This is a genomic window from Burkholderia pyrrocinia (assembly GCF_022809715.1).
In the GTDB taxonomy this organism is placed as follows: Bacteria; Pseudomonadota; Gammaproteobacteria; order Burkholderiales; family Burkholderiaceae; genus Burkholderia; species Burkholderia pyrrocinia_C.
Genome location: NZ_CP094459.1, coordinates 636,313 through 649,820, shown reverse-complemented (window position 1 = coordinate 649,820; position 13,508 = coordinate 636,313). Strand labels below are relative to the sequence as shown.

Here is a 13,508-nt window from a genome sequence, read left to right as displayed (position 1 = left end):
CCGGCGGCCGTCAGACGACGATGTTCACGAGGCGGCCCGGCACGACGACGATCTTCTTCGCCGGCTTGCCGTCGCTGAACTTCGCGAATGCGTCGTCGGCCACCGCCGCGGCTTCGATCGCCTCGCGGCTTGCGTCCTTCGCGACCTTCAGCGCGCCGCGCACCTTGCCGTTCACCTGCAGCACGAGTTCGATCTCGGCCTGCTCGAGCGCGGCCTCGTCGACCTTCGGCCACGGTGCGTCGAGCAGCGGGCCGAATTCGTCCGCGTAGCCGAGCGCCTTCCACAGCTCGAACGTGACGTGCGGCACGACCGGGTACAGCACGCGCAGCAGCACGCCGTACGTTTCGCGCAGCACGCCGGGCGTCGCGCCCTTCGCGCCGTCGACCGCGTTCAGCATCTTCATCGCGGCCGATACGACCGTGTTGTACTGCAGGCGCTGGTAGTCGAAATCGGCCTGCTTCAGCACGCTGTAGATCTCGCGGCGCAGCGCCTTGTCGGCTTCGCCGAGCGCGGCCGCGTCGAAGCCCGCGCGCGCGGCGAGCGCTTCGCGGTTTGCGTAACCGAAGCTCCACACGCGGCGCAGGAAGCGGCTCGCACCCTCGACGCCGGCGCCCGACCACTCGAGCTGCTGCTCGGGCGGTGCGGCGAACATCGTGAACAGGCGCGCGGTATCGGCGCCGTACAGGTCGATCAGCACCTGCGGATCGACGCCGTTGTTCTTCGACTTCGACATCTTCTCGATGCCGCCGAGCACGACCGGCTGGCCGTCCGTGTTCAGCGTCGCGCCGACCGGGCGGCCCTTGTCGTCGTGCGTGACCGTCACGTCGGCCGGGTTGTACCAGGTCTTCTTGCCCGATGCGTCTTCGCGGTAGAACGTCTCGTTCAGCACCATCCCCTGCGTGAGCAGGTTCTTCGCCGGCTCGCCGAACTTCACGAGGCCGAGGTCGCGCATCACCTTGGTCCAGAAGCGCGAATACAGCAGGTGCAGGATCGCGTGCTCAATGCCGCCGATGTATTGATCCATCGGCATCCAGTAGTCGGTGCGCGCGTCGACCATCGTCTCGGCGTCCGGCGCCGTGTAGCGCGAGAAGTACCACGACGAATCGACGAAGGTATCCATCGTGTCGGTTTCGCGCTTCGCGGCCGCGCCGCACTTCGGGCACGTGCAGTTCAGGAACGCTTCCGACTTCGCGAGCGGGTTGCCCGAGCCGTCCGGCACGAGGTCTTCCGGCAGCACGACGGGCAGATCCTTCTCCGGCACCGGCACGTCGCCGCACGACGGGCAGTGGATGATCGGGATCGGCGTGCCCCAGTAGCGCTGGCGCGATACGCCCCAGTCGCGCAGGCGCCACGTGACCTGCTTGTCGCCGAAGCCGCCGGCCTTCAGGTCGGCCGCGATCGCGTCGACCGCCGCGCCGTAAGCGAGGCCGTCGTACTTGCCGCTGTTCACGCAGGCCGCGACTTCCTTGTCGCCGTACCACTCCTGCCACGCGTCGAGCGAGTACGTCTGGCCTTCGGCCGCGATCACCTGCTTGATCGGCAGGTCGTATTTCTTCGCGAACGCGAAGTCGCGCTCGTCGTGCGCGGGCACGCCCATCACCGCGCCTTCGCCATAGCTCATCAGCACGTAGTTGCCGATCCACACCTCGACGGGCTCGCCCGTCAGCGGATGCGTGACCGAGAAGCCCGTCGCGACGCCCTTCTTCTCCATCGTCGCGACGTCGGCCTCGGCGACGCCGCCGCGCTTGCATTCGTCGATGAACGCCAGCAGCTCGGGCTTGTCCTGTGCGAGGCGCGTGGCGAGCGGATGCTCCGCCGCGACCGCGCAGAACGTGACGCCCATGATCGTGTCGGCGCGCGTCGTGAACACGCGCAGCAGCTTCTTCTCGCCGTCGAGTTCGTACGGGAAGCCGAAGTTCACGCCGAAGCTCTTGCCGATCCAGTTCTGCTGCATGATCTTCACGCGCTCGGGCCAGCCGAGGCCGTCGAGATCGTTCAGCAGCTCATCCGCGTACTGCGTGATCCGCAGGTAGTACATCGGGATCTCGCGTTTCTCGACGAGCGCACCCGAACGCCAGCCGCGGCCGTCGATCACCTGCTCGTTCGCGAGCACGGTCTGGTCGACCGGGTCCCAGTTCACGGTGCCCGTCTTCTTGTACGCGATGCCCTTCTCGAGCATCTTCAGGAACAGCCACTGGTTCCACTTGTAGTAGTCGGGCTTGCACGTCGCGATCTCGCGCGACCAGTCGATCGCGAGGCCCATCGACTGCATCTGGCCCTTCATGTAGTCGATGTTGTCGTAGGTCCACTTCGCGGGCGGCACGCCGTTCGCCATCGCGGCGTTCTCGGCCGGCATCCCGAACGCATCCCAGCCCATCGGCATCAGCGTGTTGTAGCCGTTCATCCGCAGATAGCGGTACATCACGTCGTTGATCGTGTAGTTGCGCACGTGACCCATGTGCAGCTTGCCGGACGGGTACGGCAGCATCGACACGCAGTAGAACTTCGGCTTCTGCGAATCTTCCTTCGTCTTGTAGGCATCGGCTGCGCGCCAGTCGCCCTGGGCGGCGGCTTCGACGTCGGCGGGTACGTATCTCTCGTGCATGGTGTGGTTCGGACTAGGCTTTAAGCGGCGCGCAGCGACAGCTCGCGCGCTGGAGTGGATCGAAAGTCGTGCTTGCCCGGCGGACCTGCAGGTTCGCTGTTGCCGGACCTGTTCACGGTTTCCGGGTATTTTCCGGGTAACCCGCAGCATGCCCGGGTAGCCTGGAAAATTCCGGGTTACCTGAAAAAGCCTGCCAACCGGGAAAAACGATGATTATACCGCCCGCGCCGGCCCATTCGGCCGGTCTCGCGGCGGTCGGCCGATCCCGCGGCGGGCGCGGACCGGCCGGAAGATCCGCTCAGCGGTTCGCCGGCACCGCAGACGGCACGACGGAACCGCCCGCCTGCGGCGGCACGTCGGTCACGAAGCCGATCCGCACGAGGCCCGCGGCCTGCGCGGCGCCCATCACCTGCGCGATCACGTCGTAGCGCGTCGCGCGCGACGCACGCAGCCGCAGCTCGGGCGGCGCGCCGCCCGCGGCGGCGGCCCGGAAGCGCGCGGGCAGCGCGTCAAGCGCAACCGGCGCGTCGTCCCAGTACAGCTTGCCCGCGTCGTCGATCGACAGCGTGACGGATTGCGGCGTGTCGCGCGCGACGCTGGCCGCGACCTTCGGCAGGTCGAGCCGGATCGCATGCGTCATCAGCGGCGCGGTAATGATGAAGATGACGAGCAGCACGAGCATCACGTCGATCAGCGGCGTCATGTTGATCTCCGCCATCGGCGCGGAGGTCTTGTGGTGCTCGAGTCCGCCGAATGCCATGGTTGCTCCTCCCGGATGGGCGCGTCAGGATTCCTGCGCGCACACGAACACATGCAGGTCGCGCGCGAAGCCGTCGAGCTCCTCGGCGAGCTGCCGCACGAGCCGCCCGAGGATGTTGTAGGCCAGCACGGCCGGAATCGCGACGACAAGCCCGAACGCGGTCATGATCAGCGCCTCGCCGACCGGCCCCGCGACGTTCTCGATCTGCGCCTGCCCGCTCGCGGCAATGCTGCCGAGCGCGTGGTAGATGCCCCACACGGTGCCGAGCAGCCCGACGAACGGCGCGGTGCTGCCGATCGACGCGAGCAGCACCTGGCCGAATTCGAGACGCCGCTGCGAGCGCAGCATCGAGTGGCGCAACGCGCGCAGCACGCGCTCACTGCGCTCGACGCGTGCGGCCAGCGTGGCCGGATCGTGATCGTCGGCCGCGTCGCGCGCGGCTTCGGCGAGCGGCGCGAATACGCGCTCGCGATCGGCGCCGGCGAGCGCGGCGATGCCCGCGTCGAGCGACGGCGCACGCCAGAACGCGGCGAGCGCGCGCGGCCCCTGCCGCTTCGCGCGGAACAGCAGCCAGGCTTTCATGAAGAGGAAGCACCAGCTGGCGACGGACATCGCCAGCAGCACATAGGCAACGGCGTGCGTGATCGCATCGCCGCTTTCGAGGTAGTGGACAACGCCGGTGGGAATCGCCATCGGAGTTTCCCCGTTGGGTGTCAGCGCAGGCCGAGCACGTCCTGCATGTCGAACAGGCCGGCGCCGCGCGCCGACAGGAAGCGGACCGCGCGCAGCGCGCCCTGCGCATACGACACGCGGCTCGACGACTTGTGCGTGATCTCGATGCGCTCGCCGATCCCGGCGAACAGCACGGTGTGATCGCCGACGATGTCGCCGCCGCGCACCGCGGCAAAGCCGATCGACGACGGATCGCGTTCGCCCGTCACGCCGTGGCGGCCGTACACCGCGCAATCGTCGAGCGAGCGCCCGAGCGCGCCGGCGACGGCTTCGCCCATCATCAGCGCGGTGCCCGACGGCGCATCGACCTTGTGGCGGTGGTGCGCCTCGATGATCTCGATGTCGTAGCCGTGCGAGAAATGCTTGGCCGCGAATTCGAGCAGCTTCAGCGTGACGTTCACGCCGACGCTCATGTTCGCCGCGAACACGATGCCGATCTTGCCCGCGGCGGCCTGCAGCTCGGCCTTCTGCTCGGCGGTGAAGCCGGTCGTGCCGATCACGAGCTTCACGTCGTGGCGCAGCGCGGCCTCGACGTGTGCGATCGTACCTTCCGGGCGCGTGAAATCGATCAGGTAGTCGGCCTGCACGAACACGGCGTCGAGGTCGTCGGTCAGCTTGATCCCGGTTTCCTTGCCGAGGAACGCGCCGGCGTCCTGGCCGAGGAACGGCGAATCGGCGCGGTCGAGCGCGCCGACGAGCTGTGCGTCGGGATCGTTGAGAACGGCTTCGATCAGCATCCGGCCCATTCGGCCCGATGCGCCGGCAATCGCAATCTTCATGGCTTTCTACACGACAGGTCTAAAGGCGGGCGGCGCGAGCCGCCCGTTTCCGCACGCCGGCCGCTTACTGCGACTGGGCCGGCGCGGTGATCGGCTGGTTCTGCAGCGTGTCCGAGCCTTGCGGGCCGACCGGCGGCGACGCCTCGCTCGACGCGTTCGGCTGCGGCGGACGATGGAACTGGAACTGCGGCTGGATCGCCGGCACCGCGCCCGGCGGCTGGCCGCCCGGCACCGGCGCACCGCCGGCAGCCTGCGTGGACGGCGTGAAGCGGCGCGCGTTCGAGCCCTGACCCGACACCTGGTTGGTCGCGCGGTTCGCCGCGCGGGCGGCCTGCGCGTTCGCATCCTGGTCGACCACCGCGCCGGACGCCGGCACGGCGGACGGGCTGGCGACAGCCTCCGACGCGCTCGCCGCTTGTGCAGCGCGCGCGGCAGCCGCCTCTGAAGCGGCCTTCGCCGCCGCGGCCGCCTTCGCCTTCTTGCCGCCGCGATCGCCGTCGATATCGGCCAGCAGGTCGAGCTCGGACGGCAGGTTCTCGGCGCCGGTCCAGCCCGCGAGGCGATCGCCCGAGAAGGTCACGACGAGATCGCGCTGCTGGACGATCGACGTCGAGCCGCGCTTGAAGTAGAAGAGGTAATCCCAGCGGTCGGCGTGGAACATGTCCGCCAGCAGCGGCGTGCCGAGCAATGCGCGCACCTGCTCGCGCGTCATGCCGACCTGCAGTTGTGCGGCCTTCTCCTGCGACACGAAGTTGCCCTGCACGACGGTGATCCGATAGGGCGTGATGCTCTGCGCGATGCGCTGCGTCACGCTGTCGTACGACGAACAACCAGCCAGCGCCGCAACGGCGGCGGCAGCGATGATGGCACTCCGCATGCGACTCCTCTGAAAGTGCGAAAGCGTTTCTGGGATCATTTCCTTCACCGTGCTGGCCTGCGTCGCAGGCCGCGCGTGTATCTGGAACGGCGAAAAGCCGGTAACATTGAAGCCCTGCATTGTACTCTAGGGATGCCTAGCCATGACCAATCCGACGGATCTCAAGAATATCGGGCTAAAGGCCACCCTACCGCGCCTCAAGATTCTCGAGATCTTCCAGCAGAGCCCCGTGCGCCACCTGACGGCGGAAGACGTCTACCGGAACCTGCTCAACGAGCAGCTCGACATCGGGCTCGCCACCGTCTACCGCGTGCTGACGCAGTTCGAGCAGGCCGGCCTGCTCTCGCGCAGCAACTTCGAATCCGGCAAGGCCGTGTTCGAACTGAACGAAGGCTCGCACCACGACCACCTCGTGTGCCTCGATTGCGGCCGCGTCGAGGAATTCTTCGACGCCGAGATCGAAGGCCGCCAGCAGGCGATCGCGAAGGAGCGCGGCTTCCGGCTTCAGGAGCACTCGCTCGCGATGTACGGTTCCTGCACGACCGAGAACTGCCCGCACCGCAAGCACTGAATCGCGCGCCGCGCGCACGAAGCACGGCCCGGCCGGCATCTCGCCGCCCGGGCCGTGTTCTTTTCGGGATCGTGCCGCGCATCGCGCACGAGCCGGTTCGGAATGCTGCCGAACACCCTTCGGCGATCTCGCGCGGCCCGCAACCGGAACCCGACCCCGGCTGCGCGCCGCGTCAGGCCGTGCTCGCGCAGGCCGGCTCGAACTCGAGCGCCCACGCACGGTCGAGCGGGATCTCGTCGCAGTTCGGCTGCGGGCCGCCGCGATCGACGATCACGAAATCGCTGACCGCGTCGAGCGCAAGCAGCGGATGGTGCCAGACGCCCTTCGCATAGTTCACGCCCTGCCAGCCTTCGGCCAGGAACGCGCGCATCGCTTCGGGCCTGAATTCGCCGGCAGGCGCGACGACGATCGCGTAGCGCGACACGGCCGCGAGCGGGATGAACGCCTGGCTGCCGTGCGGATGGCGCTCCATCAGCGTGACCGCGACCGGCAGCGCGCGCGGCTGCGCGCGAAACACGCTGACGAGCGGCCGGCCGCCGTCCGCGCAGACGTCGATCGTCGCGAGATCGTGGAAGCGCTCGGTCGTGCCGCCGTTGATCGGGAAATGCCGCGCGCCTTCGAGCGCGATCACGTCGCCGAACGGCGCGAACGCTTCGCGGGTCAGGCGCTCGACGCGCAGGATATGGGGTCCGCTCATGCCGTCGCCCTCCTTCAAGCCGGCTCGCCCCACAGACGCAGGCGCGACACGCCGCCGTCCGGGAAGATGTTGAAACGCACGTGCGTGACGGGGCCGAGCGCCGCGAGCTGGTCGAACGTATGCACGTGGTCCATCGACAGCTTCTGCTCGCCGAGCAATTCGGCCCAGAACATCGCCTGCGTGACCAGCGAATCGTCGGTGCCGCCCGCGACCCGCGCGGCCTGCAGCGAGCAGCGGTCGGGGAAGTTGCCCTTGAAGAACGCCGTGTCGACCTCGACGCGCCGGATGATGCCCGGCCGCGCGAGCGCGACGATCGCCCAGTCGTTGCCGGGCTCGCGGCGGCGCCGCGTTTCCCAGCCGTCGCCCATGTTCGCGCCGCGCCCCGGCATCAGCATCTGCGATGCCGGGCCGAAGTGCTGGTTGTTCGCGGCCACCAGATAACCGCCGTTCTCGATCGCCGCGAGATCGACGAGTTCGCCGGCCGGCACATGGCGCCAGTCGCGCTGCGGCTGGCCGTACACGCGCAGCCGCGCGAGCCCGCCGTCCGGATACAGGTTCACGCGCAGGTGCGTGACCGGCTGCGCGTCGTCGACGCTCACGTAGTGATGCGAATTGCCCTGCAGCGTCGTCGCGGGGACGATCGTGCGCCATTCGGCATCGTCGGGCGGCGTGTCGCCGTCGGCGACGCACGCCTCGATCGACGCGGCCGGCGGGAAGTTGCCGGTGAAGTGGCTCGTATCGAGATCGACGCCGAAAATCACGCCCGGCCGCGCGAGCCGCACCACGCAGAAGTCGTGGCCGGTCGTGCGCTTGCGGCGCGTTTCCCAGCCGTCCATCCACTTGCCGTGGTCGTCGTACTTGCCGGGGATGAACACCGCCGGCTCGGGGTTCAGCATGCGCTCTTTCGGCGCGAAGAACTCGTCGCTCGCAAACAAAGCCTGCGCACCGAGGCGCGGGTCGGCGAGGTTCATGTAGCGCCGCGTGAAGGCCGGCGCGTTCGGATCGAGGATGGGGGCTGCCATGTCGTCTCCTGTCGATGGGAGTTGGCGCTTCAGCGCTTACTCCCATCCCATGCTTCGCGGTCGACGAGAGTTGGCGCTTCAGCGCTTACTCCCGTCCCATGCAAAGCAATTTCTGATTGAGTTCCGGCGCATCGAGGCGCCGGCCGCATGTAAATCGATCGCGCGGGACTACCGGGGGCAAAGCCGCCCCGCGCGACAAGCCGCGCTCAGAGCGCGTGGGCCTGGTCGCCGGCGACCGGGGTCGCGCGGCCTTCCTCTTCGGCCGGCACGTAGCGCAGCTCGCGGTTCAGCACGCGCTTCGCGCGAACCTTGTCGATATCGTTCTCCCACACCGCGACGACGACCGTCGCGACGCAGTTGCCGATCAGGTTGGTCAGCGCGCGGGCGATGCCGACGAACCAGTCGACCGGCAGGATCAGCACGAGGCCGAGCACCGGAATCGCCGGGATCGCCGACAGCGTCGCCGCGAGGATCACGATCGCCGAACCGGGAATCCCGTGCGCGCCCTTCGACGTGACGAGCGACACGAGCAGCACGACGATCAGGTCATGCGTCGACAGCGGCGTGTTGGTGGCCTGCGCGATGAACAGCACGGCGAGCGTCAGGTAGATCGAGAAGCCGTCGAGGTTGAACGAATAGCCGGTCGGGATCACGAGGCCGACCGTCGAATCCTTGACGCCCATGTATTCGAGCTTGCGCATCACCTGCGGCAGCACCGCATCCGACGACGCCGTGCCGAGCACGATCGACAGCTCCTCGCGCAGGTAGCGGATCAGCTTGAACACCGAGAAGCCCGCGAGCCGCATCACGATGCCGAGCACGACCGTGACGAACACGAAGCAGCTCAGGTAGAACACCGCGACCAGGTAGCCGAGCTGCTTGAGCGACGAGACGCCGTACTTGCCGGTCGTGAATGCGATCGCGCCGAGCACGCCGAGCGGCGCGAGCTTGATGATGAAGCCGATGATCCGGAAGAACACGTGCGACAGCTCCTCGATCAGCGAGTTGACGCGCTGCGCCTTGTCGCCGAGCAGCGACAGCGCGGAGCCGAACAGCACCGCGAACACGAGGATCTGCAGGATGTCGCCCTTCGCGAACGCGTCGATCGCGGTGTCGGGGATGATCTTCATCAGGTAGCCGGCCGTGTCCTTCAGGCTTTCGGCGTTCTTCGCGTACGACGCGAGCGACGACGCGTCGAGCGAATGCAGGTCGATGTTCATCCCGACGCCCGGGCGCGTGACCCACGCGAGCACGAGGCCGATGCCGAGCGCGAGCGTCGTCATGATCTCGAAGTAGATGACGGCCTTCAGGCCGACCCGGCCGACCTTCTTCAGGTCGCCGGCGTTGGCCATCCCGCTGACCACGACGCAGAACACGATCGGGCCGATGACCATCTTGATGAGCTTCAGGAAGCCGTCGCCGAGCGGTCGCAGCGACTCGGCGAAATGCGGGAAGAACGCGCCGAGCGCGACCCCCAGGATCAATGCGACGACTACCCGGCCAAACAGCGAATTGAGGAATTTCGACACGGCGCTCTCCCGATCCAACGGTTGCAGTTTCGTCTGTTCATACTGGTAAGACCAGTGATGTTATGGTGGATAGTAGGAAGCCGATATAGTGACGTCAAGGACGGACAAAATAGGGATTTCCCGCCCCCCTTCGCATGCGTCCGGCGGCCCCGAAAACGGGTCTGATCGTGGCTTTCCCGTAGTGCGGTCGTGCGCTGCGCCCGTGCGGATTACAATGCCGGTCAGACCGGCCATCGTTCACATCATGAAAAATGTTCCGCATACCGTGACCGACGCCGCCATCGCGACGATCCGCGACCGGATCGAGGCAGGCGTTTATCCGGTCGGCAGCCTGCTGCCGGCCCAGCGTCAGCTCTCCGAGGAGCTGGAGATCAGCCGTGCGTCGCTGCGCGAGGCGCTGTCGACGCTCGAGGCGCTCGGGATGCTGCGCATCCGCGCGGGCAAGGGCGTGTACGTCGAAAGCGCGCAGGCAACGGCCGCGCATGCGTGGCAGTTTGCCGAGCAGTCGTCGCCGCCCGATACCTACCAGATGCGCTACGCGCTCGAAGGGTTCGCCGCGCGGATGGCTGCGCGCGTGGTCAGCGACGACGACATCGCGTGGTTCGAGGACAATCTCGCCGACCTGCACGTCGCGCTGACCGAAAACGCGCTCGACGAGGCGTCGCAGCTCGACTTCGATTTCCACATGCGGATCATCCATCTCGCCGGCAACGCGGCGATCGAATCGATCCTGCGCGGCAGCGCGGACATCATGAAGGAAAGCCAGCGCATGCCGTTCTACCGGCGCGAGCTGCTGCTGTCGACGTGGCACGAGCATCGCGCGATCGTCGATGCGCTGATCGCGCGCGATGCGGCCGCCGCGGGCAGCGCGATCGAAACGCACATCGCGAACGCCGCGCAGCGCGCGGGCATCTTCTTCCCGACGCCCGGCGCCTGACGGCCGTGCGGCGCACGCCGCACGAGCATCACACCGCAGCGATCGGATTCGCGTCGATCACGAAAAAAGCACGCGCCGGCGCCGGACGATCACGCGGCCTCGCCCGCGAAATCGATCAGCACCTTCATCGCGCGCTGCCGGTCGCCGGCCAGTTCGAACGCGAGGTTCGCGTCGCGCATCGGGAACACGCGCGTGATGGCCGGCCGCAGGTCGACGCGCGCCGCGTTGATCAGTTGCACCGCGAGCGCGAATTCCGCATGGAAGCGGAACGATCCGCAGATCGACAACTCCTTCGCGACCACGACGTTCTGCGGCAGGCTGACATCGCCGCCGAGCCCGAGCTGCACGACGACGCCGCGCGGACGCATCACGTCCAGCCCGTCGCGCAACGCGCGCGCATTGCCCGAACACTCGATCATCACGTCGAACGTGCCCTTGTCGGCGCCGTAGCGCTCGACCCATCCGGCATCGGCCGCCGCATTGATCGTATGGTCGGCGCCGAGCGCGCGGGCCACTTCCAGCGGTGCTTCGACGACGTCGGTCGCGACGATCTCCGCCGCGCCGTGCACGCGCGCCGCCGCGACCGCCAGCACGCCGATCGGCCCGCAGCCCGACACGAGCACGCGCTTGCCGATCAGCGGGCCCGCACGCGACACCGCATGCAGCCCGACCGCGAACGGCTCGGCGAGCGCCGCGAGCGACAGCGGCACATGATCGGCGACCTTCACGCACTGCGCCGCGTCGCACACGAGCGCGTTGCGAAACGCGCCCTGCACGTGCGGCATCCGCATCGCGCTGCCGTAGAAGCGCATGTCCAGACACTGGTTCGGCAAGCCTTCGAGGCAGTAGCGGCACGCACCGCACGGCCGGCTCGGATTGACCGCGACGCGATCGCCTACCTTCACCGACGTCACGTCCGGCGCGACCTCCGCGACCGTGCCGGCAACCTCGTGGCCGAGCACCATCGGCTGCTGCAGCCGGATCGCGCCGAAGCCGCCGTGCCGGAAGTAATGCAGGTCGGACCCGCAGATGCCGCCCATCGCGACATCGACGCGCACCTGGCCCGGGCCGATCTCGCCCGCGTCCTGTTCCTCGACCCGCAGGTCGTTCGGCCCGTGGATCACGACACACATGCAACGCATACGCATGACCTTCCTCCCTATACGGCGCTCGTCAGGCCGCCGTCGACGAACAGCGTCTGGCCGTTGACGAAATCGGATGCGGCCGACGCAAGGAAAATCGCCGCGCCGCACAGCTCGTCGACGCGCCCCCAGCGGCCGGCCGGGGTGCGCTTGCACAGCCAGTCCGAGAACGCCGCGTCGTCGACCAGCGCGCGATTCAGCTCCGTTTCGAAATAGCCGGGCGCGAGGCCGTTGGCCTGGATGCCGTGGCGCGCCCAGTCGGCGCACATCCCTTTCGTCAGCATCCGCACCGCGCCCTTCGACGCCGCGTACGGCGCGATCGTCGGCCGCGCGAGCTCGCTCTGCACGGAGCAGATGTTGATGATCTTCCCATGGCCGCGCGCGATCATGTGACGCGCGACGGCCTGCGCGACGTTGAACACGCCGTCGAGATTCACGCGCATCAGCGCATGCCAGTCGTCGGGCTCGAATGCGTCGAGCGGCGCGCGGCGCTGGATGCCCGCGTTGTTCACGAGGATGTCGATCGCACCGACGCGCGCCTCGAAGTCGTCGATCGCCGCGCGCACCTGCGCATGCTCGGCGACGTCGAACACCGCATGGTCGGCCGCGAAGCCTTCGTCGCGAAAATGGCGCGCGAGCGTCGCAGCCTTCTCTTCATTACGATCGTTGATGACGATCGCCGCGCCGGCTTCCGCGAGCCCGCGGGCGAGCGTCAGCCCGATCCCGCGTCCGGAACCCGTGATCAGTGCGCGGCGGCCGTCGAGACGGAACCGTTCAAGTGCGTTGGTCATGCATGTCTCCTCGTGCCAGTGGAGCCGGCTGCCCGTCGCGGCCGGTCTCGCGTCGACGGTATCTTCTGCTGCCGGCCCGAGGCTGCGCCAATGGTCTTTTTTGATCCGGTTATCATGAAATCTGATTACCGCCCTCTCCTGCCCGCCGCCCATGGAACTCAAGCAATTGCGCGCCTTCGTCACGCTCGCGGAAGAGCTGCATTTCGGGCGCGCGGCGCAGCGCCTGTTCATCGTGCAGCCTGCGCTGAGCATGCAGATCAAGGCGCTCGAGGAAGAGCTCGGTGCGCGGCTGTTCGAGCGCGACCGCCACAAGGTCGAACTGAGCGACACGGGGCGCGTGTTCCTGCCGGAAGCGCGCGCGACACTGCAGCAGGCCGCGCGCGCGGAACAGATGGCGCGGCTGTCGAGCTGCGGCGAGATCGGCACGCTGAGGATCGCGTTCGTGTCGTCGGTGCTGCCCGCGCTGCTGCCGGCCGTGCTGCGCACGATGCGCGAGCGCTATCCGCTGATCGCGCTCGAACTGAAGGACATGCCGACGCCCGACCAGATCGCCGCGCTGCGCGACCGGCGGATCGATTTCGGGATGATCCGGCTGCCGGCCGCGTATGCGGGCATCGACACGCGCGTGGTGCTGGAAGAAGGCTTCGTCGTCGCGCTGCCGCTCGACCATCCGCTCGTCGCGCACGACACGATCCCGCCGGCGGCGCTACGCGGCCAGCCCGCGTTCGTGCTCGCGCGCCGCTATGCGCCCGGCTTTCACGACGACATGCTGCTCGCGCTGAGCCGCGCGGGCACGACGCTCGAGATCGCGCAGGAGTTCGGGGAATTCACGACGATGCTCGCGCTCGTCGCGGCGGGGATGGGCATCGGGCTAATCCCGGCGGAAGCCGCCAGCGCGCTGCCGCCGAACGTGCTCGCGCGGCCGCTCGACCTGGCCGGCTACCGCACCGGCATCGGCCTCGCATGGACCGACCTCGACAGCCCGCTGAAGCGTGCGTTCGTCGACGCGCTCGAGCAGGTGACGGCGGCGCGGTGACGACGCATTCGCGGCTCGCGACAACAAAAA

Annotated in this window: 13 protein-coding genes; 3 read left to right on the top strand and 10 right to left on the bottom strand. The window is 68.1% G+C overall.

What is annotated here, in order from left to right:
- Nucleotides 1–10 precede the first annotated feature (10 nt).
- From leuS to MRS60_RS03010, 5 genes are all read right to left on the bottom strand, one after another.
- A complete protein-coding gene (gene leuS / locus MRS60_RS03030; protein ID WP_034182716.1) occupies nucleotides 11–2,605 on the bottom strand; it encodes a leucine--tRNA ligase in 2,595 nt (864 codons plus the stop codon).
- 298 nt (nucleotides 2,606–2,903) lie between these two features.
- Nucleotides 2,904–3,365, bottom strand: a complete 462-nt coding sequence (locus MRS60_RS03025) for an ExbD/TolR family protein (RefSeq protein ID WP_034182715.1) — start codon at nucleotides 3,363–3,365, stop codon at nucleotides 2,904–2,906.
- A 24-nt stretch (nucleotides 3,366–3,389) separates the two neighbouring features.
- Nucleotides 3,390–4,058, bottom strand: a complete 669-nt coding sequence (locus tag MRS60_RS03020) for a MotA/TolQ/ExbB proton channel family protein (RefSeq protein WP_243565197.1) — start codon at nucleotides 4,056–4,058, stop codon at nucleotides 3,390–3,392.
- A gap of 20 nt (nucleotides 4,059–4,078) precedes the next feature.
- Entirely contained in the window at nucleotides 4,079–4,876 is a 798-nt protein-coding gene (gene dapB, locus MRS60_RS03015; protein ID WP_175750238.1) for a 4-hydroxy-tetrahydrodipicolinate reductase, read from the bottom strand.
- 64 nt (nucleotides 4,877–4,940) lie between these two features.
- Nucleotides 4,941–5,753, bottom strand: coding sequence for an outer membrane protein assembly factor BamE (locus MRS60_RS03010; protein ID WP_105389853.1), 813 nt, complete (start codon nucleotides 5,751–5,753; stop codon nucleotides 4,941–4,943).
- A gap of 142 nt (nucleotides 5,754–5,895) precedes the next feature.
- Between MRS60_RS03010 and fur the strand changes: the two genes are divergently transcribed.
- Nucleotides 5,896–6,324 carry a ferric iron uptake transcriptional regulator gene (gene fur, locus MRS60_RS03005; RefSeq protein ID WP_034182711.1) on the top strand — a complete coding sequence of 143 codons (429 nt, stop codon included), beginning with the start codon at nucleotides 5,896–5,898 and terminating at the stop codon, nucleotides 6,322–6,324.
- Between the two features lie 172 nt (nucleotides 6,325–6,496).
- On the opposite strand, the gene MRS60_RS03000 is transcribed toward fur, so the two are convergent.
- The 3 genes from MRS60_RS03000 to MRS60_RS02990 all read right to left on the bottom strand — a co-directional run bounded on the left by MRS60_RS03000 (nucleotide 6,497) and on the right by MRS60_RS02990 (nucleotide 9,572).
- Complete coding sequence (locus MRS60_RS03000) at nucleotides 6,497–7,021, bottom strand: ureidoglycolate lyase (RefSeq protein WP_105389854.1); 525 nt, start codon at nucleotides 7,019–7,021, stop codon at nucleotides 6,497–6,499.
- 14 nt (nucleotides 7,022–7,035) lie between these two features.
- Nucleotides 7,036–8,043, bottom strand: a complete 1,008-nt coding sequence (gene alc, locus MRS60_RS02995) for an allantoicase (protein ID WP_034182710.1) — start codon at nucleotides 8,041–8,043, stop codon at nucleotides 7,036–7,038.
- Nucleotides 8,044–8,249: 206 nt separating this feature from the next.
- The gene (locus tag MRS60_RS02990; protein ID WP_034182709.1) at nucleotides 8,250–9,572 is read right to left on the bottom strand and encodes a C4-dicarboxylate transporter DctA; all 1,323 of its coding nucleotides are present in this window, start codon (nucleotides 9,570–9,572) and stop codon (nucleotides 8,250–8,252) included.
- 214 nt (nucleotides 9,573–9,786) lie between these two features.
- Between MRS60_RS02990 and MRS60_RS02985 the strand changes: the two genes are divergently transcribed.
- Nucleotides 9,787–10,509 (top strand): FadR/GntR family transcriptional regulator, encoded by a 723-nt coding sequence (locus MRS60_RS02985; RefSeq protein ID WP_081938529.1) that lies wholly within the window; start codon nucleotides 9,787–9,789, stop codon nucleotides 10,507–10,509.
- A gap of 89 nt (nucleotides 10,510–10,598) precedes the next feature.
- Here MRS60_RS02985 and MRS60_RS02980 read toward each other — a convergent pair whose 3' ends face one another.
- Nucleotides 10,599–11,657, bottom strand: a complete 1,059-nt coding sequence (locus tag MRS60_RS02980) for an L-idonate 5-dehydrogenase (RefSeq protein ID WP_034182707.1) — start codon at nucleotides 11,655–11,657, stop codon at nucleotides 10,599–10,601.
- An 11-nt stretch (nucleotides 11,658–11,668) separates the two neighbouring features.
- Nucleotides 11,669–12,442, bottom strand: a complete 774-nt coding sequence (locus tag MRS60_RS02975; RefSeq protein WP_034182706.1) for an SDR family NAD(P)-dependent oxidoreductase — start codon at nucleotides 12,440–12,442, stop codon at nucleotides 11,669–11,671.
- Between the two features lie 151 nt (nucleotides 12,443–12,593).
- Here MRS60_RS02975 and MRS60_RS02970 point away from each other — a divergent pair, with 151 nt between their 5' ends.
- Nucleotides 12,594–13,478 (top strand): LysR family transcriptional regulator, encoded by an 885-nt coding sequence (locus MRS60_RS02970; RefSeq protein WP_243565196.1) that lies wholly within the window; start codon nucleotides 12,594–12,596, stop codon nucleotides 13,476–13,478.
- Nucleotides 13,479–13,508 lie beyond the last annotated feature (30 nt).